22 protein-coding genes are annotated in these 25,208 nt (G+C 70.1%); 9 read left to right on the forward strand and 13 right to left on the reverse strand.

The window, feature by feature from the left end:
- Positions 1-16: 16 nt before the first annotated feature.
- Together ruvC and glnA are read right to left on the reverse strand one after the other, a co-directional pair.
- Positions 17-574 carry a crossover junction endodeoxyribonuclease RuvC gene (gene ruvC / locus M9914_02125; GenBank protein MCO5172968.1) on the reverse strand — a complete coding sequence of 186 codons (558 nt, stop codon included), beginning with the start codon at positions 572-574 and terminating at the stop codon, positions 17-19.
- Complete coding sequence (glnA, locus tag M9914_02130; protein ID MCO5172969.1) at positions 575-1,915, reverse strand: type I glutamate--ammonia ligase; 1,341 nt, start codon at positions 1,913-1,915, stop codon at positions 575-577.
- A gap of 314 nt (positions 1,916-2,229) precedes the next feature.
- Here glnA and M9914_02135 point away from each other — a divergent pair, with 314 nt between their 5' ends.
- Entirely contained in the window at positions 2,230-3,489 is a 1,260-nt protein-coding gene (locus M9914_02135) for an ABC transporter substrate-binding protein (protein ID MCO5172970.1), read from the forward strand.
- 102 nt (positions 3,490-3,591) lie between these two features.
- Here M9914_02135 and M9914_02140 read toward each other — a convergent pair whose 3' ends face one another.
- The 5 genes from M9914_02140 to M9914_02160 form a co-directional block, all read right to left on the reverse strand.
- Entirely contained in the window at positions 3,592-4,785 is a 1,194-nt protein-coding gene (locus M9914_02140) for a branched-chain amino acid ABC transporter permease (GenBank protein ID MCO5172971.1), read from the reverse strand.
- A gap of 1 nt (position 4,786) precedes the next feature.
- Entirely contained in the window at positions 4,787-5,833 is a 1,047-nt protein-coding gene (locus M9914_02145) for a branched-chain amino acid ABC transporter permease (protein ID MCO5172972.1), read from the reverse strand.
- Between the two features lie 2 nt (positions 5,834-5,835).
- The gene (locus M9914_02150) at positions 5,836-6,540 is read right to left on the reverse strand and encodes an ABC transporter ATP-binding protein (protein MCO5172973.1); all 705 of its coding nucleotides are present in this window, start codon (positions 6,538-6,540) and stop codon (positions 5,836-5,838) included.
- Complete coding sequence (locus M9914_02155) at positions 6,521-7,300, reverse strand: ABC transporter ATP-binding protein (GenBank protein MCO5172974.1); 780 nt, start codon at positions 7,298-7,300, stop codon at positions 6,521-6,523. The genes M9914_02150 and M9914_02155 overlap by 20 nt, the downstream gene beginning before the upstream one ends.
- 269 nt (positions 7,301-7,569) lie before the next feature.
- Complete coding sequence (locus M9914_02160; GenBank protein MCO5172975.1) at positions 7,570-8,934, reverse strand: FAD-dependent oxidoreductase; 1,365 nt, start codon at positions 8,932-8,934, stop codon at positions 7,570-7,572.
- A gap of 67 nt (positions 8,935-9,001) precedes the next feature.
- Between M9914_02160 and M9914_02165 the strand changes: the two genes are divergently transcribed.
- Genes M9914_02165 through M9914_02175 form a run of 3 tightly spaced genes read left to right on the forward strand, consistent with a single transcriptional unit; the run spans position 9,002 to position 11,117 of the window.
- Positions 9,002-10,333 (forward strand): aspartate kinase, encoded by a 1,332-nt coding sequence (locus M9914_02165; GenBank protein MCO5172976.1) that lies wholly within the window; start codon positions 9,002-9,004, stop codon positions 10,331-10,333.
- Positions 10,334-10,371: 38 nt separating this feature from the next.
- A complete protein-coding gene (locus tag M9914_02170) occupies positions 10,372-10,659 on the forward strand; it encodes a hypothetical protein (GenBank protein ID MCO5172977.1) in 288 nt (95 codons plus the stop codon).
- Complete coding sequence (locus M9914_02175) at positions 10,656-11,117, forward strand: 8-oxo-dGTP diphosphatase (GenBank protein ID MCO5172978.1); 462 nt, start codon at positions 10,656-10,658, stop codon at positions 11,115-11,117. Before M9914_02170 ends, M9914_02175 begins: the two co-directional genes overlap by 4 nt.
- A gap of 86 nt (positions 11,118-11,203) precedes the next feature.
- On the opposite strand, the gene M9914_02180 is transcribed toward M9914_02175, so the two are convergent.
- Positions 11,204-11,563, reverse strand: a complete 360-nt coding sequence (locus M9914_02180; GenBank protein ID MCO5172979.1) for an SCP2 sterol-binding domain-containing protein — start codon at positions 11,561-11,563, stop codon at positions 11,204-11,206.
- Positions 11,564-11,883: 320 nt separating this feature from the next.
- Here M9914_02180 and M9914_02185 point away from each other — a divergent pair, with 320 nt between their 5' ends.
- From M9914_02185 to M9914_02205, 5 genes are all read left to right on the forward strand, one after another.
- The gene (locus M9914_02185; GenBank protein MCO5172980.1) at positions 11,884-13,002 is read left to right on the forward strand and encodes an acyl-CoA dehydrogenase family protein; all 1,119 of its coding nucleotides are present in this window, start codon (positions 11,884-11,886) and stop codon (positions 13,000-13,002) included.
- A 105-nt stretch (positions 13,003-13,107) separates the two neighbouring features.
- Positions 13,108-14,247, forward strand: a complete 1,140-nt coding sequence (locus tag M9914_02190) for an acyl-CoA dehydrogenase family protein (GenBank protein MCO5172981.1) — start codon at positions 13,108-13,110, stop codon at positions 14,245-14,247.
- 99 nt (positions 14,248-14,346) lie between these two features.
- The gene (locus M9914_02195; protein ID MCO5172982.1) at positions 14,347-15,102 is read left to right on the forward strand and encodes an electron transfer flavoprotein subunit beta/FixA family protein; all 756 of its coding nucleotides are present in this window, start codon (positions 14,347-14,349) and stop codon (positions 15,100-15,102) included.
- Positions 15,103-15,113: 11 nt separating this feature from the next.
- Positions 15,114-16,064, forward strand: coding sequence for an electron transfer flavoprotein subunit alpha/FixB family protein (locus M9914_02200; protein MCO5172983.1), 951 nt, complete (start codon positions 15,114-15,116; stop codon positions 16,062-16,064).
- Between the two features lie 38 nt (positions 16,065-16,102).
- Positions 16,103-17,281: a peptidase C39 family protein gene (locus M9914_02205; GenBank protein ID MCO5172984.1), complete on the forward strand. Its 1,179-nt coding sequence runs from the start codon at positions 16,103-16,105 to the stop codon at positions 17,279-17,281.
- Here the strand turns inward: M9914_02205 and M9914_02210 are convergent.
- From M9914_02210 to ileS, 5 genes are all read right to left on the reverse strand, one after another.
- The gene (locus tag M9914_02210; GenBank protein ID MCO5172985.1) at positions 17,256-18,131 is read right to left on the reverse strand and encodes a hypothetical protein; all 876 of its coding nucleotides are present in this window, start codon (positions 18,129-18,131) and stop codon (positions 17,256-17,258) included. The genes M9914_02205 and M9914_02210 overlap by 26 nt on opposite strands.
- Positions 18,119-18,757 (reverse strand): RimK-like ATPgrasp N-terminal domain-containing protein, encoded by a 639-nt coding sequence (locus tag M9914_02215; GenBank protein ID MCO5172986.1) that lies wholly within the window; start codon positions 18,755-18,757, stop codon positions 18,119-18,121. The genes M9914_02210 and M9914_02215 overlap by 13 nt, the downstream gene beginning before the upstream one ends.
- Positions 18,754-19,944, reverse strand: a complete 1,191-nt coding sequence (locus M9914_02220; protein MCO5172987.1) for a phosphoglycerate kinase — start codon at positions 19,942-19,944, stop codon at positions 18,754-18,756. The genes M9914_02215 and M9914_02220 overlap by 4 nt, the downstream gene beginning before the upstream one ends.
- Before the next feature lie 16 nt (positions 19,945-19,960).
- Positions 19,961-20,953, reverse strand: a complete 993-nt coding sequence (gene gap, locus M9914_02225; protein ID MCO5172988.1) for a type I glyceraldehyde-3-phosphate dehydrogenase — start codon at positions 20,951-20,953, stop codon at positions 19,961-19,963.
- Between the two features lie 220 nt (positions 20,954-21,173).
- Positions 21,174-24,542 carry an isoleucine--tRNA ligase gene (ileS, locus tag M9914_02230; protein ID MCO5172989.1) on the reverse strand — a complete coding sequence of 1,123 codons (3,369 nt, stop codon included), beginning with the start codon at positions 24,540-24,542 and terminating at the stop codon, positions 21,174-21,176.
- Positions 24,543-25,208: the final 666 nt, after the last annotated feature.

Here is a 25,208-nt window from a genome sequence, read left to right on the forward strand (position 1 = left end):
GTCGCCGCGGGCCGGATCAGGGCTGCCGTTCCGCGAGGGCGGCCAGCGCGCCGATGCGCCGCGACTGCAGGTGGGTCAACGCGAGCGCGAGAGCGTCCGTGACGTGATCGGGGCGCTTCTCGGCGGTCAGCTTCAAGAGGGCGCGAACCATGAAGGCGACCTGGTCCTTGTCGGCGCGGCCGCTGCCGACGAGGGCGAGCTTTACCTGGTCCGGACCGTACTCGAAGACGGGCAGGTCCCGCTCCGCCGCCGTGAGCAGCACGACCCCGACGGCCTGCCCGACCCGGAACGACGTCTGGCGCTGGTGTTTGAGGAACTGGCCCTCGAGCGCGATGGCGTCCGGTCGGTAGCGGTCCAGGAACGCGCTGAGCTCGCGCCTGATGACGACGAGCCGCTCCCCTTGCGAGCTGCGCGGGCTGGTGGAGACGAGGGCGCCGCCGAGGAAGCCCGCTTCCTTGCCCGCTTCCTGGACGGCGCCGAGCCCGAGGTTGGCCAGGCCGGGGTCGACCCCCACCACCCGGAGCGGCCTGGCGCCGACTCCGGGCTGGGTGAGGGTCCGGCCCCGGTCGCTCACTCAGTAGTCCGAGAGGTAGCGGTCCAGCTCCCAGGCGTGGACGGCGATGCGGTACTCGTCGTACTCGAGGGTCTTCGCGTCGACGAAGAGCTTGTAGACGTGGTCGCCGAGCGCGTCTATGACGACGCGGTCGCGCCTCAGGTTCTCTAGCGCCTCGTTCAGGTCGCCGGGCAGGTCCTTGACCTTGTGCTTGCGCCGGTCGCGCACGCTCATCTCGAAGATGTTGCGCTCGACGGGCGGTGGGGGCAGGAGCTTGCGCTGCAGGCCGTCGATGCCGGCCGCGATCATGGCCGCCAGGGCGAGGTACGGGTTGGCCGACGGGTCCGGCATCCGCAACTCGGCGCGCGTGCCGTTGCCGCGCCGCGCCGGGATACGCACCATGGCGCTGCGGTTGGAGACGGACCAAGCGATGTTGGTCGGCGCCTCGTGCCCCGGGGTGAGGCGCTTGTAGCTGTTGATCGTGGGGTTCGTGATGGCGACCATGCCGGGGGCGTGCTCGAGGAGGCCGCCGATCCAGTGGAGGGCCGTCTTGGAGAGCTGATAGGGCGCCTTGGGGTCGAAGAAGGCGTTCTCGCCGCCTTTGAAGATGCTCAGGTGGCTGTGCATGCCCGAGCCGGCGATGCCGGCGACGGGCTTGGGCATGAAGGTGGCGTGCAGGCCGTGGTTCATGGCGATGCGCTTGACCACCGTACGGAAGGTCTGGATGGAGTCGGCCGTCGTGATGGCGTCGGCGTACTTGAAGTCGATCTCGTGCTGGCCGGGCCCGACCTCGTGGTGCGCGGCCTCGATCTCGAAGCCGAGGTTCGTGAGGGCGTTGACCATGTCGCGGCGGGCGTCCTCGCCGCGGTCGACGGGCGCGAGGTCGAAGTAGCCGGCGCTGTCGTTCGTGATGGTCGTCGGGCTGCCGTCGACGCCGCGCTTGAACAGGTAGAACTCCGGCTCCACCCCGACGAACAGGTCGTCGTACCCGAGTGAGCGAAGCCTCGCGATCTGGCGCTTCAGGACCCCGCGCGGGTCGCCGTCGAACGGCGTGCCGTCCGGCTCGTTGATGTCGCAGATCAGGCGCGCCACCTGGCCGGGGACGTTGCCCTCCACGGCGGGCGGGAGGAGGAGGAAGGTGTCGTAGTCGGGGCTGAGGAGCATGTCGGACTCCTCGATGCGGGTGAAGCCCTCGATCGACGAGCCGTCGAACATGATCTCGCCGTCGAGCGCCTTGTCGAACTGGGAGGTGGGGACCTCGACGTTCTTGTTGCGCCCGTGGATGTCGGTGAACTGGAGCCTGAGGAACCTGACGTCGTGTTCCTTCAAGAGCTGCTTGATATCGGCGCGGGACTTGGCCACACTTCCTCCTGGGGTCGAACGATGCTCGGGTGTCGAACGCCGCCAAGTGACCTTGAGGTCGAAGGGCGCGTCCCAACGAGCGGAAGGATAGCACATCGCTGCAAGCTGTAAATAGGAAACGTGCTCGATGTGAGGTTTCTTGGTGACGCTTGGTCACAAGCGGTGCGGCGAGGCGCCCGCTCGCCGCCGCCGGACCCTTAACCTTTCCTTTCCGAGTGACTCGGCCGCCGTTGACAGCCTATGTGGGGTTTCTTACGATGCAGCCGACCGCCGCACGTAGACATCGTCGCGTTTCTCGAACCTAGGAGGAGAACGTGCATAAGAAGCTAGTTTGGTTACTGGTGGCTGCGCTCATCGGCTTGGCCGGCGCGCAGACCCCGCCCGTCTCTAAGGTCGGTGTGCTCCTGTCGTTCACCGGCCCGCTGGCCGAGTTCGGCCCGGCCATCACCAACGGCGTGCAACTCGCCGCCGATCAGCTCAACGCGGCCGCCACGGAAGTCTTCGGGGGGCCGATCGTCGAGATCGTCACCGAGGACGACGCCACGGCCGCCGCGCAGGGCGTCGAGCGCGCCCGTAAGCTCATCAACGCCGACGGCGTCGTCGCCATCGTCGGCTCACTGTCGAGCGGCGTCAGCGTCGCCGTCGCCGAGTCCGTAGCGATCCCGAGCAACGTCGTGTTGATCTCGCCCGCCTCGACCTCGCCGCTCCTGGGCATGCTCCCGGACACGGGCGACGTCATCTACCGCACGACCGCCTCCGACGCGCTGCAAGGCGTCGTCGGCGCCATGCTCGCTCGCGGCGAGATCATCGAGGGTCATAGCTACAACACGGCCGCCATCCTGTACGTCAACAACCCGTACGGGCAGGGCCTGGCCGACGCCTTCGAGGCCGCCTTCACGAAGCGCGGCGGGACCATCACGGCGAAGGTCGCCCACCCCGACGAGCCGCAGCCCACCTACGGCAGCCTCCTCGAGCCGCTGCTGGCCGGCAACCCCGAGGTCGTCCTCGCCGTCTCGTACCCCGGTCAGGCCACGGTCTACATGGCCGAGGCGCGCGACCTCTACAACTTCACGAACTGGCAGTACACCGACGGCACGCAGTCCCTCGACATCGTCACGGCGCTCGGCGCCGACGCCGTCGAAGGCCACTACGGCACGTCGGCGGGCGCCGACCCCGACTGGGACGGCTGGGTGAAGTTCTCCTCGGCCTACGCCGAGACCTTCGGCGAGGCTCCGCCCCTCCCGTACATCGACACCGGCTACGACGCCATGGCGACCATCGGCCTCGCCATCGCCAAGGCCGTCGCCGACGGCGTCGAGGTCAGCGGCGCGAGCATCGCCGAGCGCCTCCGCGACGTCTCCAACGCCCCCGGTGAGACCGTTGGCGTCGGCGACTTCCAGCACGCCCTCGAGCTCATCAAGGCCGGCCAGGCCGTCAACTACTCCGGCGCCGCCGGTGAAGTCGACTACGACGCGCTCGGCGACGTCGTGACCCCGATGGCGGTGTGGGAGTACAAGGGCGGCAGCATCGAGACCGCGGTCGTGCTCACCGCTTCGGAGATCCCCGCAGAGTAAGGCGAAGCAAGAGCGCGACCAGCGGCGGGCTGGAACGCTTGAAAGCGAGGGCGGATGCCGAAAGGAGGCATCCGCCCTTACTCATGGTCCTCGGGGCGTCGGCTAGAGGTCGCGGTCGAGCGAGACGACCTTCTCTTCCGGGACGATCCCCCTGGGCCGGTAGAGCACGATGAACACCAACAGGATCGAGATGAAGAGCAGGCGCAGGTACGGCCCGCGCGACGGCAGGTCGGGGGAGATGGCGGCCAGCGTCGGCCGCAGGGCGTCGACGACGAAGCTCGTACCCGACCATATGGCGTACACCACGAACGCCCCGAGGATCGCGCCCCGGTTGTTGCCGCTGCCCCCGAGCATCAACATCACCCACACGAGGAACGTGCCGTTCAGCGGGTCGAAGTGGGAGTAGTCGATCGACACGATGTAGTGGGCGTAGAGCGCCCCGCCGATCCCCATGATCACGGCTCCGACGACGAACGCCTGCATGCGGAAGGCGGCGATGTCCTTGCCGTTCATAGCCGCCGAGGCCTCCTCCTCCCTGACGGCGCGCAGCACGCGGCCCCACGGGGAGCGGATGGCGCGCTCGAGCACGCGGTAGACGAGGTAGAGGACGAGCGCGACGATGGCGACGTACACGAACGGGTAGTCGCGCGGTCCGAGCGGCGCGAAGAACGAGTTGACGAAGCCGGGCAGCCAGTCGCAACCGTTGCCGGAGAGGCAGCTGAGCGGCTGCGGTATCCCGCGCAGGGGCTGCGGTCCGTTCGCCAGCCAGCGCTCGTTCTGGAAGAAGAGCCGCACGAGCTCCGCGATCCCGATGGTGGCGATGGCGAGGTAGTCGCCGCGCAGCCTCAGGGTCGGCTTGCCGACGAGCCAGGCGAGCAGGCCGGCGACGAGGCCGGCCGCGAGCACACCGACCCAGAAGGGCATGCCGAGGCCGAAGAGCTGCTTCGTGAAGCTGGCGTTGAGGCCGGTCGGCATCCTGGTCGTGACGAGCGCGCTGGTGAACGCGCCGATGGCGTAGAACGCCGCGATGCCGATGTTGAAGAGGCCCGTGTACCCCCACTGCACGTTGAGCCCGACGGACAGGACGGCGTAGATGCACGCCATCAGGATGAAGGTCGTGACGTACGAGAGGATGCCGGTCGGCGTCACGAGCGTGACGAGCGCGGCGACCCCGAAACCGACGGCGAGCGAGGCGAGGTGCTTGAGCCAGGACGGCTTGAGGCGCAGGAGGCTCGAGAGCAGGAGCCACAGGGGCACGGCCAGGAGCGCGGACTTGGCCAGGTGCAGGGCCGTCATGCTACTTCCTCCCCCCGAACAGTCCCTCTGGCCGCACCAGGAGCACGACGATCATCACGAGGAAGGCGATCCCCTGGCTGTAGACCGGGTTGATGAATGCACCGCTCATCTGCCACACGATGCCGATCACGAACGCCCCGGCGAGGGCGCCGTAGGCGTTGCCGAGGCTGCCGAGGATCACGGAGGCGAACAGCGGCAGGAGGAGCCACCAGCCCATCTCCGGCCGGAGCTGGACGTCGAGCCCGTAGAGCATGCCGCCGGCACCCGCCAGCCCGCCCCCGATGAGCCACGTCCAGAGGATGACGCGTTTCGTGTCTATGCCGCTGATGCGGGCGAGGTCGGAGTTGTCGGCGGTGGCGCGCATCGCCTTGCCGATCTTGGTCCGTTCCAGGAGCAGGTAGACGCCCGCGATGAGCGCGATGGCGAGGCCGAGGATGAAGAGCTGGTCCGGCCGCACGCGTACGCCGGCGAAGAGCTCGACGGCCGGCCGCGCGCGCCCCGTGTAGAAGAACGTGAAGTCGGCGCCCCAGAAGATGTAGATCAGGCTCCGGATGCCGAACGCGAGGCCGAGCGCGGCCATAGCGAACATGACCGACTGCGAGCGGCGGGCCCGCAACGGCCTGAACGCGAGCTGGTCGAGCCCGAACGCGATGAGCCCCACGGCAGGGATGACCACGAGCAGGGCGACGATGAACTCGTACCCGAAGGAGAACGGCGCTATGGGCGCCCCCTTCGGCAGCAGCGTCACCGCGACCAGGCCGAGGTAGGCGCCGAGCGTCATCGTGTCGCCGTGCGCGAAGTTGGCCATCTTGAGCACCGCGTAGATGAGCGTCACCCCGATGGCGCCGAGCGCCAGCGTGCCGCCGAGCAGCACCCCCCTCACGAAGAGCGAGAGGAGCTGCGTGGCCGGGACGCCCTTGAGCGCCGCCGCCACGAGGATGGCGACGAGCACGAGGGCGAGCGCGAGGAGCATGCCCGTCTTGCCGGAGGCGATGCGGCGGAACCGTTCGAGCGGCCCCGCGGCCGCTGCAGAGCTTCTCTGGAGCACCCTCAACCTCCCAGGTAGAGGCGGGCGACCTCTGGGTTCTCGAGGAGGTCGCGGCCGGGGCCGTCGACCTGGTTCTGCCCGGTAGCGAGCACGTAGCCCCTATGCGCGAGCGCCAGCGACTTCTTGGCGTTCTGCTCCACCATGAGCACCGCGACGCCCGTACCGTTCACCTCGACGATCTTGTCGAAGATCATGTCGACGAGGAGCGGCGCGAGGCCGGCGGACGGCTCGTCGAGCATCAGGAGCCGCGGGTCGAGCATCAACGCGCGCCCCATCGCCACCATCTGGCGCTCGCCGCCAGACATCTTGCCTGCGCGCTGCTTGCGGCGCTCGGCGAGGCGCGGGAACAGCTCGTAGACGCGCTCCTTCTGCTCCGCCAAGGAGCCGGAGCGGATGTAGCCGCCCATGTCGAGGTTCTCCTCGACGGTCAGGTTGGGGAAGACGTTGTCCACCTGCGGGACGTAGGAGAGCCCGAGCCGCACGAGCCGCTCCGGCGCCATGCCGGACACGTCGCGTCCGGCGAAGGTCACCGACCCCTCCCACGGCTTCAACAGTCCGAAGATGAGCTTCATCACGGTCGACTTGCCGGCGCCGTTAGGCCCGACGATCGAGACGATCTCGCCCTCTTCGACGGTTAGGTCGACGCCCCTGAGCACCTGCATCTCGCCGTAGCCCGCGACGGCGCCCTCAACCCTCAAGAGCGGCATACTGCCCTCCCAAGTACGCTTCCAGGACGCGCGGGTCGGACTTCACGAGCGACGGCGGACCCTCGACGAGCTTGCTGCCCTGGTTCATGACGACCACCGGGTTGCATAGGCCCATGACGAGGGGCATGTCGTGCTCGATGAGCAGGAAGGTGATGCCGCGCTCGCGGTTCAGCTGCTCGATCTTCTCGCGGATCTTGCCCATGAGCGTGGGGTTGACGCCGGCGCCCGGCTCGTCGAGGAGGACGACCTTGGGGTCGGCCATCAGCGTGCGCGCGAGCTCGAGCAGCTTCTTCTGGCCGCCGGACATGGCCCCGGCCGGCTGCTCGGCCATGTGGGCGAGGTTCACGTACTCGAGGACCTCGCGGGCCTTCTCGCGCAGGCGCCGCTCCTGGGCCCTCACGGCCCCCGGCCGTACGACGGGGTTCCAGAACCGCTCGCCGATCTGGCCCTTGGGCACGAGCATCAGGTTCTCGGTGACCGTCATGCTCTTGTGCTCGCGCGGGATCTGGAACGTGCGGCAGAGGCCCTTGCGGAAGAGGAGGTGGGACGGCAGCCCGGTCACGTCCTCGCCGTCCAGGTAGACGCGGCCGGAGTCGGGCTGGTGGAAGCCGGACACCAGGCTGAAGAGGGTCGTCTTGCCCGCGCCGTTCGGGCCGATGAGGCCCGTGATGCTGCCAGGCGCGACATCGAACGAGCAGGCGTTGACGGCGCGCAGGCCCCCGAAATCCTTCGTCAGCCCTTGGATGCTCAGCAGCGGCACGCTCGCACGGACGTCGCCTGGCCGGCCGGCCGGCCGGACCGACCCCGGTGACGAACTTGCGGGATGAGTATCCGACACGTTCATTGACCTCGCTTTGTGCGCTTCTTTGCGCTTAGTTCGGCGGCATCGTAACACTTCGTGCGAGCTCGCCGGGAGGCCGCCGTGGAGCGCGCCGGCGGTCGGCCCACGCCGGTTGCGTCGTGGAGCGACTCGTCCGGGCCCGGCGCGGCGTCCTTTGGTTAGGGCGGTGGGGCGCCGGCCCGACGGCGCTAGCGCACCGCGGCGAGCATCTCGTCGACGGCGACCAGCTTCACGCGCGGCCTCCCTGCGCCCGCGCCCGCGGCCGTCTCCACGGCGTCGAGCCGCGCCCAGTCGGCTGCCGTGAACGGCCGCGCGCCGCGTGTCGCCAGCATCTCGTCGACGGCTTCCGGACGCGGGTCGACGGGGGCGGGCAACTCGTCGGACAGGAGGCTAGCCACCGTCTCCATGGCGCACGCCTTGTTGGTGCCGATCACGCCGCTCGGTCCGCGCTTGATCCAGCCGGCCACGTAGAGCCCGGGGACGGGCGCGCCACCGCGCGCCTCGAGCACCCTGCCGGCGTCGTTCGGGATCACGCCGGAACGTTCGTCGAACGGCACGCCGGCCAGCGGCGTGCCCTGGTAGCCCACTGACCGGAAGACGAGCTCGGCGCTCAACTCCTCCGTCTCGCCCGTCGCCACCGCGGCGAGCCCGCCACCGGGCCGCTCGTCCAAGCGGTTCTTGCCGAACACGACACTGCGCACGCGTCCTTCGCCGCGGAGCTCGAGCGGCGAGAGGAGGAAGCGGATGTGCACCCGGCGCGGCTTGCCTTCCGGCCGCTGCTTGGCGAAGCCGCGCAGCACCTCGAGGTTCTTCGTGGCGTTCACGTCGCCCGCGATGGCGGCCAGACTGGCCTCGCCGACGTCGAGCTCGTCCTCGCGGACGAAGATGTCGGCGTTGGCGAGCTCGCCAAGCTCGCGGAGCTCCTTGGTGGTGAACTTCGCCTCGGCGGGGCCGCGGCGGCCGACGATCACGATGTCCTCGACCGTCGAGCCCCGCAGCCGCTCGAGCGCGTGGTCGGCGATGTCGGTCTCGCCAAGCTCCGTCACCGTCTTGGCGAGGACGCGCGTGACGTCGATGGCGACGTTGCCGACGCCGATCACCACGGCCGTCTTGGCGTCGAGAGGCACCTCGAGGCCCTGGAAGTCCGGGTGCGAGTTGTACCAGGCGACGAACTCGGTGGCCGACATGCTGCCGGGCAGGTCCTCGCCCGGGATCCCGAGGCGCCTGTCCGTCGGCGACCCGACCGTGAGGACGACCGCGTGGTAGTGACGCCGCAGGTCGTCCAGGCTCAGGTCCCTGCCCAGCTCCACGTTGCCGAGGTAGCGCACGCGCGGGTCGGCCAGGGTGCGATCGTAGAGGCGCGTGACGGACTTGATCTTCTGATGGTCGGGAGCCACGCCGAAGCGCACGAGGCCGTAGGGCGTGGGCAGGCGCTCGATCAGGTCGACGGAAGCGCCGTCTCCCAGCCCCTTCAGCAGAGCTTCCGTTGCGTAGAAGCCGGCCGGGCCGGCGCCGACAACCGCGATGCGAGTCACCTTGGCGTCGCTTTCCATGCCTCGATTATGGCAGGCCGGCTCACCTGGCACGGGAAGCACGCGGCGCGGTAAGCTGCTCGGCCATATGGAAGTCGCTCCAGCACACCCATCCGAGGCCGCGCGCTCGAACCACGAGCCGCAGGCGGCCTCGCCGTGGCCCATCAGGGTGCAGAAGTACGGCGGCACGAGCGTAGGTGACTTCGACCGCATCGGCAAGGTGGCCGCCCGCATCGAACGGGCCGTCCTTGTCGGCGAGAAGGTCGTCGTGACGGTCTCGGCCATGGGCAGGACCACCGACCAGCTCATCGGGCTGGCGCGCGAGGTCACGAGCCGGCCGTCGCGGCGCGAGCTCGACGTGCTGCTGTCAACGGGCGAGCAGCAGTCCATCGCCCTGGTCGCCATGGCGCTCCACGAGCGCGGCATCGAGGCCCGCTCGTTCACCGGCGCACAAGCCGGTTTCCTGACCGACTCACGACACGGGTCGGCGCGCATCCTGGAGGTCGACCCGCGTCCGGTGCTCGCCGCCCTCGCGGAGGTCGACGTCGTGGTCGTAGCCGGCTTCCAAGGGGCCGACGCCGGCGGGCATATCACCACGCTCGGGCGCGGGGGCTCGGACACGACGGCCGTGGCGCTCGCCGCCGCGCTCCGCGCGCCCGAGTGCGAGATCTTCACGGACACGGACGGCGTGTACACCACCGACCCGCACCGCGTCTCCAGCGCCACCAAGCTGGCCGTCGTCGACTACGACGAGATGATCGAGCTCGCGAGCCAGGGCGCCAAGGTCCTGCACCCGCGCAGCGTCTGGTACGCGCGGCGCTACGGCGTGCGCGTCCACGTGCGCTCGTCGTTCGGCAACGCGGCCGGCACGATCGTCACGCGCGTGGCGCACCCACAGGAGGGGAACATGAGCATGATCGCCGACAAGCCGGTAACGGGGGTCGCCCTCGATCTCAACCATGCCCGCGTCGACCTCCACGAGGTGCCGGACCGGCCGGGCGTGGCGGGGCTCATCTTCGGGGCGCTCGGACGCGCCGACGTCAGCGTCGACATGATCATCCAGGGCGTGCGTGGGGCGTCGGACAGCCGCCAGCAGATGGCCTTCATCGTCGGTAAGGACGTCGTCCCTGACGCCCTCGCCGCGCTCGAGCCCGTGCTCGCCGAGATGGGCGCGCACGCCGAGGTCGACACCGAGGTCGCGAAGGTCTCCATCGTCGGCATCGCCATCGGCTCCACGCCAGGTGTCGCCGCTCGCATGTTCGACGCCGTCGCGGCGGCGAACGCCAACATCGACATGATCACTACGAGCGAGGTGCGCATCAGCGTGCTCATCCCGGCGGAGCGCGCCCAGGCGGTCCTCGAGACCGTGCACGCGGCTTTCGGTCTGGACGCCGCGGACGGCGCCGCCGCGGACGACTAGACGCCTAGACGAGCGTGCGCGCCGATCGCCTAGAGCAGGTGTTCCTTCGGCCCAGCTCCGGACGGCTGCAGGCGCTGATCGTCCTCGAGTCGGAAGCCGGCGCGCGTGAGCGCGTGACGCTCTCGTCCCCGACGAGCGGGGTGGACGCGGCCGCCGAGCTGGCCGCAGCGCGCTACGTCGCGCGCTGGTTGTGGAACCGCGGCGGGACGACCGCCGGCCTCGTGCGCGTGCGGCGCGAGCGCGGCGCCGCGCTCGAGGAGGCGCGCGAGGCGCGCGGCGAACTCCTGGCCGAGTTGGAGCGCCTCGGGCGGGGGCGCGGCTCATGACGTCGCGGCTCACGACCTTGGCTTACGTGCGCCAGGGCACCAGGACGCTGATGCTGCGCAGGGGACCGGGGTACGCGGGCGAACATGGCAGGTGGAACGGCCTCGGCGGCAAGCTCGAGCCGGGCGAGACGCCCGAGGAGTGCATGCGCAGGGAAGTCTTCGAGGAGTCCTCGCTCAGGGTGGAGGAGGCGCGTTACAAGGGTCTGCTCACCTTCCCGGGCTTCGACGGCGAGACGGACGTCTACGTGTTCGTCTTCGTCGTCACGCGCTTCACGGGCGAGCCGCGCGCCTCGAGCGAGGGCGAGCTCTTCTGGGTCGAGACGGCCGAGCTCACCGCGCTCGACCTGTGGGAGGGCGACAGGCACTTCCTGCCGTGGTTGGACGAACCCGGCACCTTCTCGGCGAAGTTCCGGTACGCGGACGGCAGGTACTTGGGTCATGAGGTCGTCCGCTACTAGTAGCGGTGGTCCGCTACGAGCAGGATGATCCGCTACCAGCAGCGACGGCACGTCAATGGGTAGTCGACGCCGCAACGGCCAACGGCTCAGGCGTCGCGAAGCTCGGTCGCGACGGCCGCCAGCTTCTCCCTGTCGACCATGCCAAGCAGGCGCTGCGCGAGCCCGATGTCGCCTCGCACCTTGAGGCGGCCCGTGAACAGGGCGGTCGTCGCGCTGAGCTGGCCCGCCAGCAGCCGGACCAGGTCGTCGTCGCTCACCTTGATGGTCACGTCCGGGTCGGCCGCCGTGCCCTCGTGGGCCACCACCGCGCCACCCTCGAGCACGTGGTACACGGGCTCCGAGACGGCGTACTGCACGACTGTGCGCCCGGCCTGAGTGGCCGAGCGCGTGACTTCCGACGCCCGCACGGCCTCCGGGACGCGCATGAGCAGGTCCTTGGTCCTCATGCGCCCAGTCTAGCGGCGCCCGAGCGACGCGGCGTCCTCGGGAGCGACGCCGACCGGCGAGCGCCAATCGGGCGGTCGTGAGCGAGGGCGCGGCGCCGTCCCGGTCGACGCCGCGCGACCGTCGAAGGCCGCGGTGGCCTCCCAGGGCGCGCCGCACCCTCCGCTATACTCGCCGTGGACGATGCGCGTTCTCGCCGCGCCGGCGCTTCCCGGCCGCGGCGCGCGCATCCAGGGTGGGTACCTTGCCGCATGCCGGTCCCGACCCGCCACCCTAGGAGAGAACCCGCGTGGACTTCGCGTTGCCGGACGAGATCATCAGCATGCAACAGGCAGTGCGCGAGTTCGCGCGCAACGAGATAGGTGCCGTGGCGGCCGACCTCGACAAGGCGCCGCGCTTCCCGTGGGAGACGCTGCGCAAAATGGGCGACCTCGGCCTGCTCGGCATGCTCACGCCCCCCGAGTACGGCGGCGCCGGCCTCGACACGCTGGCGTACACGGTGCTGCTCGAGGAGATAGCGGCCGTCGACGCGGCGCACGCCACCATCATGAGCGTTACGAACGGGCTGCCGCAGTCGCTCCTGTACAAGCACGGCACGGAGGAGCAGCGCCGCCGCTACCTCCCGCGCTTGGCAAGCGGCGAGTGGATAGGGGCGTTCTGCCTCTCCGAGCCCGGCAGCGGCTCCGACGCCGTCGCCATGGAGACGCGGGCCACGCGCGTGGAAGGCGGCTACGTCCTGAACGGTACGAAGGCCTGGATCACGTCGGGTGGCGAGGCGCAGTTCTACCTCGTCATGGCCAAGACGGACCGGGCAGCCGGGGCGCGGGGCGTGACGTGCTTCCTCGTGGAGAAGGGGGCCGCCGGCCTCGCGTTCGGCAAGCCGGAGGAGAAGCTCGGTCAGCACGCCGCCATCACCACCACCGTCACCTTCGACGACTGCTTCGTACCCGAGGAGAACGTCCTCGGCCAGGTCGGGCAGGGGTTCCTGATCGCCATGGCCGGACTCGACGGCGGGCGGATCGGCATCGCGGCCCTCGCCGTCGGGATCGCGCGGGCGGCTTACGAGGCGGCCCGCGACTACGCCGCGCAGCGCACGGCGTTCGGCCAGCCGATCCACGAGCACCAGGCCATCGGCTTCAGGCTGGCCGACATGGCGGTGGCGATCGAGTCCGCGCGGCTCATGACGCAGCGGGCGGCGTGGCTGAAGGACCGCGGGTACCGCACGACGGGCGAGGCGGCCATGGCCAAGTTGCAGGCGTCCGAGACGGCCGTCGCCGTCACGCACGGCGCCGTGCAGGTGTTCGGCGCTTACGGCTACACGAAGGCGTACCCTGTCGAGCGTTACTTCCGTGACGCCCGCGTCACTGAGATCTACGAGGGCACGAGCGAGATCCAGCGGATGGTCATCCACCGCCAGATCTACCGCGAGCTGGGCCGCTGAGGAAGGCGGTGGCGGCGAGCCGGGCCGCCTCCCCGAAGCGGGCAGGTCAGTCCACGACGGGCGCCTGGGGCCGTCCCGGCCCAAGGCCGTAGCAAGGAGCGAGCCATGATCGGTTTCGAACTCACGCAAGAGCAGAAGCAGTTCCAGAAGCTGGCCCGCGACTTCGTGCGCGAGCGCGTCATCCCGGTGGCGGCGCAGCACGACCGCGACGCCACGTACCCCCAGGACGTCGTGGAGGCGGCCTTCGCGGTCGGGCTCCTCAACGTCGGGGTCCCGGGCGCGGTCGGCGGCGCCGGCCTCGAGCTGCTCGACGAGGCGATCATCGGCGAGGAGTTCGGCTACGGCTGCATGGGCATCTACACGGTCCTGATGGCCTCGGAGCTGGGCATCACGCCGCTCCTCATCGCCGGGACCCACGAGCAGCACGAGCGGTTCCTGGCGCCCCTCACGCGCGGACCCCGCCTGGCGGCCTTCGCCCTGTCCGAGCCGAACAACGGCTCCGACGCGGCCGGCCTCGCCACCAAGGCCGAGTTCGACGGCGACGAGATCGTGATAACCGGCACGAAGACGTGGATCTCCAACGGCGGCATCGCCGACTTCAACGTGGTCTTCGCCACCTTCGACCCGAGCCTGAAGCATAGGGGGACGGTCGCGGTCGTCGTGGAGACCGACCGCCCCGGCTTCAGCGCCAACCAGCTTCACGGCAAGCTCGGCCAGCGCGCCAGCCCGACGTACGAGCTCGTCTTCGACGCAGTGCGCGTGCCGGCTTCCAACATGCTCGGCCAGCGGGGCGAGGGGTTCAAGATCGCCATGCGGACCCTCGATCGCACGCGGGTGCCGGTGGCGGCCGGCTCCGTCGGCGTCATGCGCAGGGCGCTCGACGAGTCGGCGCGGTACGCCCGCGAGCGTCAGGCGTTCGGCGGACCCATCGCCCGCTTCCAGGCCATCCAGTTCAAGCTTGCCAACATGAAGATCGCCCTGGAGACGGCGCGCTGGCAGACCTACCATGCCGCCTGGCTCGCCGACACGGGCCGACCGCACGCCGAAGCCGCCGCCATCGCGAAGGCGTACGCCTCCGACAGCGCCTTCGAGGCCACGCAGGAGGCCATCAACATCTTCGGCGGCTACGGCTACATGAACGAGTACCCCGTCGAGAAGCTCATGCGCGACGTCAAGCTCAACCAGATCTACGAGGGCACGAACGAGATCCAGAGGTTGGTCATCGCGCGCCACGTCCTAGAATGAGTCCAGCACGCGCGAGGTGGCCCGGTCCTCGACCGGCGGTCCGCCGCGGTCGCAATACGCCGAGCCGGCGCCGTTCCCGGCGCCCATGGAGGTAGGTAAGTGAAGGCAGTGACGATCATCAAGCAGGTGCCCGACGCCGAGGCGCGCGTCCGCGCGGCGGGCGGAAGCGTCGACCTCGCCGGGGTCACCTTCGTGATAGACGGGATGGACGAGTACGGCGTCGAGGAAGCGATCCGCCTGCGCGAAGGGGGCCACGAGCTCGAGATCGTGGCCGTGGCCCTCGGCCCGAGCCGCTCCGAGGACGCTCTCCGGACGGCCCTCGCGCTAGGCGCCGACCGCGCCGTCCATATCGAGACCGACGCGTGGCTCGACCCGTTGACGCAGGCCAGGGTCCTGGCCAAGGTCGTCGAGGCCGAGGGGGCGGAGCTCGTCTTCGTCGGTGGCAAGCAAGCCGACTGGGACAGCGCCGCGCTCGGCCCGGCGCTCGCCGAGGTCCTCGGATGGCCGCACTCCGACTGGACGACGGCCCTAAGCCTCGCAGGCGGCGTCGCCAACGTCAGGCACGACACGGACGGCGGTCAGGAGGAGCTCACCCTGCCGCTCCCGGCCGTCATCACTACCCAGCAGGGCCTGAACGAGCCCCGCTACCCGACGCTCCCCAACATCATGAAGGCCAAGCGCAAGGAGCTCGCCAAGCGCGACCTCGCCGAGTTCGCCCCGGGCGCGGCCCTCACCGAGCTCGTCTCCCAGGAGATCCAGACGCAGGGCCGCCGCGGCGTCATCGTCGCGGGCGACGCCACCACCGCCGCCAAGGAACTCGTCCGCCTCCTGCGCGACGAGGCCAAGGTCATCTAAGGAAGGCTGCCATGGTACTCGTCATCACTACCTCTCTCGACGGCCGCCTCCAGAAGAGCGCCCTCGAGCTCGTCTCCGTCGCTCGCCGACTCTCACCCGAAGGGGTCGCCGCCGCCGTCATCGGGCAGCGCGCGGCCGCCGACGCCCTGGGCGCGTACGTTCCCACGGTCCGCCACGTGGCGGCAGAGCGCCTCACGGCCGAGGCGGTCACGACGGCCGTGAGCCAGCTCGCGCGCGAGCTCGGGGCGGACACGCTGCTCTTCAGCGCCAACCGCCTCGGCCAGAGCGTCGCCCCCCGGGTCGCGGTCCGCCTCGGCGCCGCCCTCCTCGAGGACGTCATCGCCATCGCGGCGGTCGGCGGCGGCCTGGAGGCCAGGCGCTACAGCTACCTCGCCCGCGTCACGGAGACCGTCCGCACGAGCGGCGGCGCCGGCACGACGGTCGTGAGCGTCAAGCCGAACGTCTTCAAGCCGGCCGAGCCGGCCGGTCCAGGCGCCGTGACGGAGTTCACCCCGCAGCCGCTTCCGACGGACGGGCGCGTCACGGTCGGAGAGCGCACCGCCTCGGTCGGCGGTCGGGTGGCCCTCGACGAGGCCAAGGTCGTCGTCGCCGGCGGGCGCGGCCTCGGCAGCGCCGAGGCGTTCACGCGGGAGGTCGAGCCGCTCGCGGCGCTCCTTCACGCGGGCGTGGCCGCGACGCGGGCGGTCGTCGATGCGGGCTGGCGACCCTACGACGAGCAGGTCGGCCAGACGGGCAAGAGCGTCGCCCCCGATCTCTACATCGCCCTCGGCATCTCGGGGGCCGTGCAGCACCTGTCCGGCATGAGCCGCTCCAAGGTGGTCGTGGCCGTCAACAAGGACCCCGACGCCCCCATCTTCAAGGTCGCCGACTACGGCATCGTCGGCGACGTCGGGGCCATCGCTCCCGCGTTGCGCGAGGCGGTGAAGGGGCTAGAGGGCTAGTGCCGGGCCAGCGCTCCGGGTCCGGTCGTCGGCGCGACGTGTCTGGTGAACCGGCCACCGGGGCGCCGAGCACGCCGGCTCCGTCCGCCGGGGTACCGGTCGCCGGCCTCGTCGTCAGGCGCGCGGAGCGGGGCGACCTCGAGGCCATCAACGAGCTGGAGGCTTACTTCCCTGGCGACCGCATGTCCAGGGCGTCGCTCGCCCGGCTGCTCGGGCGCGACAGCGCCGAGGTGTGGGTGGCCGAGGTCGGCGGCGAGGTCGTCGGCGACGCCGTCGTGCTGTTCCGGCGGGGCTTCGAGTCCGCGCGGCTCTACTCGATGGTGGTCAACCCCGAGCATCGCGGCCGAGGCGCCGCCCGCCGGCTCCTGGCCGCCGCCGAGGAGGGCGCGCGTGAGCGGGGCGCCATCGTCATGCGCCTGGAGGTGCGCGAGGACAACGAGGCCGCCATCGCGCTCTACGGCGCCTGCGGCTACTCCGTGAGCGGCCGCACCGCCGACTATTACGAGGATCACTCGACGGCGTTGCGCATGCGGAAGCGCTTCGCCAGGGGCGGCGCGACCGTGCTCGGCGTCCCTTACTACCCGCAGACGCTCGACTTCACCTGCGGGCCGTCGTCGCTCATGATGGTCATGCGCTACCACGGCTACCCCGTGCCCCTGGAGCGGTGGCTGGAGCTCACGCTGTGGCGGGAGGCCACCACCGTCTTCATGCTCTCGGGGCACGGCGGTTGCAGCGCGCACGGGATCGCCGTCGCCGCGCTGCGGCGGGGCTTCCAGGCGAGCGTCGTCACGTCCGACCCGGGCACGCCGTTCGAGGCGAGCGTGCGGGGCGAGAAGCGCGAGGTGGTGCGCATCGCCCACACGACCTTCGAGCGCGAGTTGCGCGGCTTCGGGGGCAAGATCGAGCTGCGCGACTTCGGTCACCAGGAAGTGGCCGACATCGTCGCGCGCGGGGCCGTGCCCATCGTGCTGGTGTCCGGCTATCGCCTGTACGAGGCGCGCGTCCCGCACTGGGTCGTCGTGACGGGCTTCGACGACGACCACATCTACCTGCACGACCCTATCGTGCCGGAAGGCAGCGGCAGGGCGGACAGCGTTCACCTACCCATCAAGCGCGAGCTCTTCGACAAGGTCACCAGGTGGGGGAGGGGCCGCCACCGTGCCATGGTCGTCGTGGAGCGCTGGGGGAACGTCAGGCGTCTCCTGCCAGGTAGCTGATGATCTCGGCGTAGATCTCGGGGTTCTGCTGGTCCTCGTCGCCTGCGGCGATCGTCGGGTTGTCGTTCACCTCGATGACGAAGAACTCGCCGTCGATCTCCTTGATGTCGATGCCGTAGAGGCTCGTGCCGATGGCGTTGGCCGCGGCCAGGGCGGTGGCCGTGAGCTTCGGGTTGGCGGCGTCGCGGTGGACGGCCTGCGTCTTCGCCCACTCCCCGCCTTCCGTGCGGTCCATGAGGCGCCACTGCGCCGGGGCGAACGCGTACTTGACGACGGCCAGCACCTTGCCGTTCAGCGTGATCACGCGCCAGTCGAACTCGCTGGGCATGTACTGCTGCACGACGACGCGGTCGGCGCGGCGCAAGAAGCGCTTGCCGACCTTGACGAAGGCGTCGGGCGTCGCCACCTTGTCCACGTAGGCGCTGAAGCTCGAGTTCGGCGCCTTGAGCACGAGCGGCGTGCCGAGCTCCTCGAAGAGCCGCGAGGCCGACATGGCGTTGAGGTCGCTCTCGACGAGGAAGCGCGTCTCCGGGATGGGAACGCCGCGCGCCGCGAGCCTCGCGTACATGTTGACCTTGTCGCAGCAGATGAGGATGGCCGACGAGTGGTCGAGGACGCGTTTGCCGAGGATCTCGGCCTGGCGCGCCACCACGTACGTCGTGTTCAGCGGGTCTGTGAGGGCGCGGATGAAGATGCCGTCGTAGTTCCTCAAGTACTTGAGCTCGTTCTTGAAGAGGAAGTCGAGGTCGTGGCCCAGCTCGAACGCCGCGAGGCGGAAGTTCGTCAGCGCCGTGAGCTCGACGGACGAGCGGATGGTGTAACGCTCCGTGAAGATGGCTAGGCGCGCCATGTGCCCAGGCTTTCCAGGACCGCTCGCTCCCCTTCGTCGAGGTCCTTGAACGGCAGCGGCTCGATGGCCGAGAGCTGGTACGCCTTCAGGGTGACGATGACCCTGACGCGCATGAGGGGCAGCCGGAACACCTCGAACAGCCGCTCGCCGAACTCCCGGTACTCGGCCGTCACCGTGCGCCCGAGGACGAGGCGCACCACGTCGACGCGGTGGTCGTGAGGCAGGCGCTGGGCGAGCACTGCGTACTTGCCCGTGTACGTCAGCCCCTTGCGCCGCGACTCGAGGGCCTGGGCGTCGAGCAGGAGCTCGCCGGACAGCGAGAACGGGTTGATGGGGTACGCCATCATGGGCGGCTCGGGGAAGCGGTCCGTCACGATCTCGTACTCCGGCACGGGGATGCCGGCCTGCTTGGCCTTCTCCATGGCGATGGCCACCACGTAGGCGTCCAGCGCGTCCGTCGTGCTCGGGATGGCGAGCGCGCCTTCCATCTGGGCGTCGAGGCTGGCGTAGTAACCGCGCGTGAGGTACGTGTAGTCGCCCGCCACGTTGGCGAGGTCGGCTCGCACGGGGCTGGTCGGTCGGCCGAAGAGCCCCTTGTCGAGGTGCAGGAAGGGGCGGAAGCTCACGGCGCGGCGGGGTCGAGCGCGGCCACGCCAGGCAGGACCCTGCCCTCTAGGTACTCGAGCGAGGCTCCGCCGCCCGTCGACACGTGCGAGACGCGGCCCTGCAGGCCGGCCGCGTTGAGCGCCGCGATGGAGTCGCCGCCGCCCACGACCGTGTAGGCGGGGAGGGCGGCCAGCGCCGCGCCGACCGCCATGGTGCCGCCGTCGAACGGGGGCGTCTCGAAGACGCCGAGCGGCCCGTTCCAGAAGACCGTGCCGGCCCCCTGGAGGGCGGCGACGAACTCCTGGCGCGCCGCGGGGCCGATGTCGAGGCCCATGAGGTCGTCGGGGATGGCGTCCGACGGGTGCACGCTCGCGCCCGCCCCGTCCCCGATGGCGCGCGCGCACAGGGAGTCTAGCGGCAGCAGCACGCGCACGCCGCGTTCGCGCGCGTCGTCGAGGATCCGCCGCGCCGTGTGGTACAGCTCGGGCTCGACGAGCGACTTGCCGACGCTGCCGCCCCGCGCCGCCACGAAGGTGTACGCCATGGCGCCCCCGACGGCGATCGTGTCGGCCAGGCCGAGCAGCCGGGTGATGACCCCGAGCTTGTCGCTGACCTTGGCGCCACCCAGGACGACGACGAAGGGGCGGGCCGGACGCTCGACAAGCTTGGCGAGCGCCGCGAGCTCGGCGTCCATGAGGTAGCCGGCGGCGTTCGGCAGGAGCCGCGCCACGCCCTCGGTGGTCGCGTGGGCCCGGTGGGCGGCGCCGAAGGCGTCGTCGACGTACACGCTGGCGTAGCTGGCCAGGACGCGCGCCAGGGCCGGGTCGTTCGCCTCCTCGCGCGGGTCGAAGCGGCTGTTCTCGACGAGCGTCACGCTGCCCGGCGGCGCGGCCGCCACGAACTCCTGCTGCTCGGTGCTCGCCGGCCCCGGCGTCGGGGCGTAGCGGACCTCACGGCCAAGCAGCTCGCCCAGCCGCTTGGCGACGGGGCCGAGCCGGTACTTGTCGTCCGGCCCGCCCTTGGGCCGGCCGAGGTGCGAGGTCAGGACGAGCGTTGCGCCGCGCTCCAACAACGCTCGCAGCGTCGGGAGCGCGGCGCGGATGCGCGTGTCGTCCTTGACCTCGCCGTCCTTGATGGGCACGTTGAAGTCCACGCGTACCAGGACGCGTTCGCCTGTCACGTTCAGGTCGTCGACCCGGCGGTACATGCTCCGGTCTGCTCCTCTAGAGGGTCTTGCCCATGATGGTGATGACGTCCACCATGCGGTTGGAGTAGCCCCACTCGTTGTCGTACCAGACGAACACCTTGGCGAGGCGCCCCTGGACCTTGGTGAGCAGGCTGTCGACGATGCCGGAGTGCGGGTCGCCCACGATGTCGGCCAGCACGATCGGATCGGTCGTGTACTTGACGATGCCCTTGAGGGGGCCGTTGGCCGCGGCCTCGAGCGCGGCGTTGATCTCGCCGGCGGAGACCTCGCGCTTCAGCAGCGCCGTGATGTCGGAGATCGAACCCGTCTGCGTCGGCACTCGCAGCGAGGAGCCGTTGAAGATGCCGTCGAGCTGCGGGAGGACCTTGCCGACGGCCTGGGCCGCGCCGGTGGAGGTCGGGATGATGTTCGTGGCGGCGTTCCTGGCCCGGCGGAGGTCCTTGTGCGGGGCGTCGAGGATGCGCTGGTCGTTCGTGTAGGAGTGGATGGTCGTCATGAGCGCCTGCTCGATGCCGAACGTGTCGTCGAGCACCTTCATCACGGGCGCGAGCGAGTTGGTGGTGCAGGACGCGTTGGAGACGATGTCGTGCTTCTTCGGGTCGTACTCGCCCTGGTTGACGCCCAACATGATGTCGAAGTCCGGGTCGGGGCTAGGGGCGCTGATGAGCACCTTCTTGGCGCCGCCGGCGAGGTGGGCGGCGGCTTGCGCGCGTTTCGTGAAGATGCCGGTCGACTCGATGACGAGGTCGACGCCGTACTCGCCCCACGGGATGGCGGTGGGGTCCTTGTGCGCGGTGACGGCGACCCTGCTGCCGTCCACGATGATGTTCTTATCGTCGTGGCCGACCTCGCCGGGGAAGCGGCCGTAGTTGGAGTCGTACTTGAGGAGGTGCGCCAGGGTCGTCGTATCGGTCAGGTCGTTGACGAGCGCGACGTCTAGCCCCCGCTGATGTGCGATGCGGAAGATCTGGCGGCCGATGCGGCCGAAGCCGTTGATACCTATCTTCATGACTGGTTCGCCTCCCGGTGGCGGGTGAGTTGTCGTCTTCGAGGCCCGCCGCGTCGGCGGCGCCCTCTCTAGCCAAGCAATTGTAGCGCGCCGCGAGGTGAGCGCAGGATGGCGTTTCGTCCCAGCCGCCCTTCACGGTGCGGCGCACAGGTCCCCCTGCCCTGGGCGCCCCCGGTGCCCGCGCTGCTCACGTCGCCTAGCGAGCCCCTGCCCTAGGCGCTCAGGCCTTCCTGATGGCGAAGGTGAGCGAAGCCCCCTCCACCTCGTGGCTCTCCTGGAAGGACCCGGGCGCCGGGGCGTCGTCGAGGCTCACGGCCAGGACCTCGCGGGCAAGGGTCGCCCCGTGCTCGCGCACGGCCTCGGCCAGCTCGCCCTCGGCGCGGATGCTGAGCGCGATCCGATCGGAGACGTCGAGCCCCGCGGCCTTGCGGCCGTTCTGCACGAGGCGGACGACGTCGCGCACGAGCCCCTCGCGGCGCAGCACGTCGCTGACGCGCGTGTCGAGGGCCACGAGATAGCCGCGCTCCTCTTGCGCCGCGTACCCTTCCGGGCTCCTGGCGTCGAGCAACAGGTCCTCGGGCTCGAGCTCGAGCGTCGTGTCGGCCAGCGCTACGGTCGTGGGCAGACCGGCGCGGACGTTGGCAGCGACGGCCCTGCCGTCCATGCCCTCGAGGGCGGCCCGGAGTTGCGGGATGAGCTTGCCGACGCGCTTGCCGAGCCTTGGGAGGTTCGGCTTGAGCGCGTAGTCGACGAAGTCGTCGGTGACGGCGAGGAAGCGCACGGCCTTGACGTTGAGCTCGTCGAGGAGCTGGTCGCTCAGGCTTCTCACTCCCTCGAGCTCCTCCTCGCTGCGCACGCGCACGAGCACCTCCGGCAGCGGCTGGCGCAGCTTCACGCCCGACGCCGCGCGCGCCGCGCGGCCGAGCTCCACGAGGCGCATCAGCGCGCGCATGTCGCGCATGAGGTCCTCGTCGATCGCTGCCGCCTCGGCCTGCGGCCAATCCGTCAGGTGCACGCTGTCCGGCGCCGAGGGGTCGTGGCGGAGCACGAGGTTCTGGTAGAGCGCCTCGCTCGTGAAGGGCGCCATGGGCGCCATGAGCTTGGTCACGGCGACGAGCGCCTCGTGGAGCGTGGCGTAGGCAGATAGGCTGTCGGGGTCGAGCATGCGCTTGCCGCTCTCGCCCTGGACCTGGCCGGAGCGCCAGAAGCGCCGGCGGTTGCGACGCACGTACCAATTGCTCACCTCGTCGACGACGAAGTCGCGCACGAGGCGGCTCGCCGTGGTCGGGTCGAACCCCTCGAGCGCCGCCGTGACGCCGGCCACGACGGCGTTCAGGCGCGAGACGAGCCAGCGGTCGACGAGCGGGCGCTCCGCGCGCGGCGGGGCGGAGGCCAGGTCGGGCTCCTCCAGGTTGGCGTAGAGCACGAAGAAGCCGTAGACGTTCCACAGGGTGAGGAAGAAGTCGCGCAGCGTCTCGTCGACGAGCCCCGCGCTGAAGCGCTTCGTCGACTCCGGCGGGGAGGCGGAGTAGAGGTACCACCGCAGGGCGTCGGCGCCCTGCACGTCGAGGACGGACCACGGGTCGACCGTGTTGCCCTTCGACTTCGACATCTTCTCGCCGTTCTCGTCAACGATGTGACCGAGCACGTTGACGTTCTTGAACGCCGACGTGGGCGCGCTCAGCCGCGCCAACGGGCCGGGTCGGCGGCCGCTCGCCTCGTCGCCCGGGTCGGTGAGCAGGGTGGCGAGCGCGTGCAACGAGTAGAACCAGCCGCGCGTCTGATCGACGGCCTCGCAGATGTAGTCGGCAGGGAAGTTGGCGGCCAGGCGCTCCTTGGCCTCGGGACCGGACGCGTCGCCGAGGTAGTGCCACTGCGCGTACGGCATGGCGCCGGACTCGAACCACACGTCCACCGTGTACGGTACGCGTCGGTAGGTCTCGCCGTCCAGCTCGAACGTTATCTCGTCGACGTAGGGCCGGTGCAGGTCGAGGTCCTTCAGGTCCCTGCCCGTGAGCCGCTCGAGCTCGGCGACGGAGCCGACGCAGACCTTCTTGCCGCCGTCCTCCGTCTCCCAGACGGGCATGGGGGCGCCCCAGTAGCGCTCCCTGCTCAGCGCCCAGTCGATGTTGTTCTCGAGCCACTTGCCGAAGCGGCCGGTGCGGACGTGGTCGGGGTGCCAGCCGATGCGGTCGTTATTGGCGAGCAGCAGCTCCTTCACGGCCGTGGTGCGGACGTACCAGCTCCGCTTGGCGACGTTCATGAGCGGCTTCCCGTCACGCCAGTTGAAGGGGTAGGCGTGCCTGACGGTGCCGGAGTCGAACATCCTGCCGGCCGCGTCGAGGTCAGCCGTGATGGCGGAGTCCGCGTCCTTGAACCACACGCCGGCGTAGGGCCCCCGAGCGCCGAGCGCGTCAGAGCCCGTTCCGAGCGCCGCGTCCTCGTCCGGGACGAGACGCACCTCGGGCATCACCTTGCCCGTCAGGTCGACCGAGAAGATGGCCGGCAGGCCGTGGGCGCGACCGACGTCGAGGTCGCCGTAGGCGGGCGCGACGTGCACGATGCCCGTGCCGTCGGTGAGGCTGACGAAGTCGTCGGCCACCACCCGGTAGGCGGAGCTAGGGTCTGCGCCGTCGCCCGGCCGTCCGACGAGGAGGGGCCGGTAGGTGGCGCCCGCCAGCGTGGCGCCCGGCACGCTCCCGAGCACCTCGTAGGTGCCGGCCTCGAAGACGCGCGCCACGAGCTCGTTCGCGAGGAGGTACAGCTCGCGCTCGCCCGCTGGCTCGCGCCGACGGGCGGGCCCCGCCACCAACGCGTAGGTCGCGTCGGCGCGCACGGCGAGCCCCGAGTTGGCGGCCAGCGTCCACGGCGTGGTCGTCCAGGCGAGGAAGCTCACCGGCCGCGTCTCGTCGGCCGCCACGACGCCGCGCGCCACGAGGTCGCCGAGGATGGCGGGGAACTTCGGGTAGATGGAGGGGTCCTCGACGTCCTCCTGGTAGCCGAGCGACACCTCGTGCGAGGCGAGGGTCGTGTTGGACGACGGGCTGTGCCAGGTCGTCTTGTAGTCCTCGACGAGCAGCCCGCGGTCGAAGAGGTCCTTCATGATCCACCAACACGACTCGATGTACTCGTTCGTGTAGGTGATGTACGGGTCGGCCAGGTCGATCCAGAAGCCGATGCGCTCCGTCATGGCGTTCCAGTCCTGGATGTTGCTGAAGACGTCGGCGCGACAGAGAGCGTTGAACTCCGCTATGCCGTACTCGTCGATCTGACCCTTGTTCGTGAAGCCGAGGCGCTTCTCGATGGCGATCTCGACGGGGAGGCCGTGCGTGTCCCAGCCGCCCTTGCGTCCGACCCGGTAGCCCTGCATCGTCTTGAAGCGCGGGAACAGGTCCTTGAAGGCGCGGGCGATCACGTGGTGGATGCCGGGCTTCCCGTTCGCCGTCGGCGGACCTTCGTAGAACACCCAGTCGCCGCGCGGCGCTGGGCGGTCGACGCTGCGCCTGAAGACGTCGCGCTCCCGCCAGAGCTGGATGACGCGCTTCTCCAGCGCGGGGAAGTCGACGTTTGAGTTGACCTCGTCGAACATGCGGCTCACCTCGTCCCCGAGGTCCGTGGGAGCGGGTACACGACAAGGCGCCCCAGCCACGATGTGTTGGGGCGCCTCGGGAGCGCGGTACCACCCAACCGTGCCGTTCGCCGTCGCCGGCGTCGGCCTCGCCGACCGCCGCTGCTGAAGCGACGGCCCGGTGCTGTCACGGGCACCGCCCGGCTCCGTCTACCACCTACTGGACGTTCCGCGGCCCAGGGCAGGCTTCGGGGAGCGGCTCGGGGAGGATACCTGACGCGCCGACCGGCCTCCGGGCTCTCACCGTTCCCGGATCGCTGTGGGCGGCCCCATGCGCGAGGACTGTTCCCGTCGTCGCCTTGGCCTTGCGAGGAGCGGTGACGTTGGTCACGTCCTCTGAGCGCGTGACACTTTACAACCAGCAGTGTCGGCGCTAGACTCAAACGTAGCAGCAGGCATGAGGCACGTCAATAGGTACTGTTGCTGCCCCTAAGCACAACCAGGCGCTTCCTGGTACGGCAACCAAGCCAGCAACCGACCGTCGACTTGAGCGACCGTTCGCCTCCGCGGCGCCAAGGAGCGACCCCTCGAAAGGCGATACGCCTCCGTGCGGCAGCGTGGTGGACAGGTCGAAGGCCGGAAGCGCCCGGATCCTGAAGGAAACGTGTCGTGGTTCACGCGTCGGAT

It is taken from the genome of Trueperaceae bacterium (assembly GCA_023954415.1).
Taxonomy (GTDB): domain Bacteria; phylum Deinococcota; class Deinococci; order Deinococcales; family Trueperaceae; genus JAAYYF01.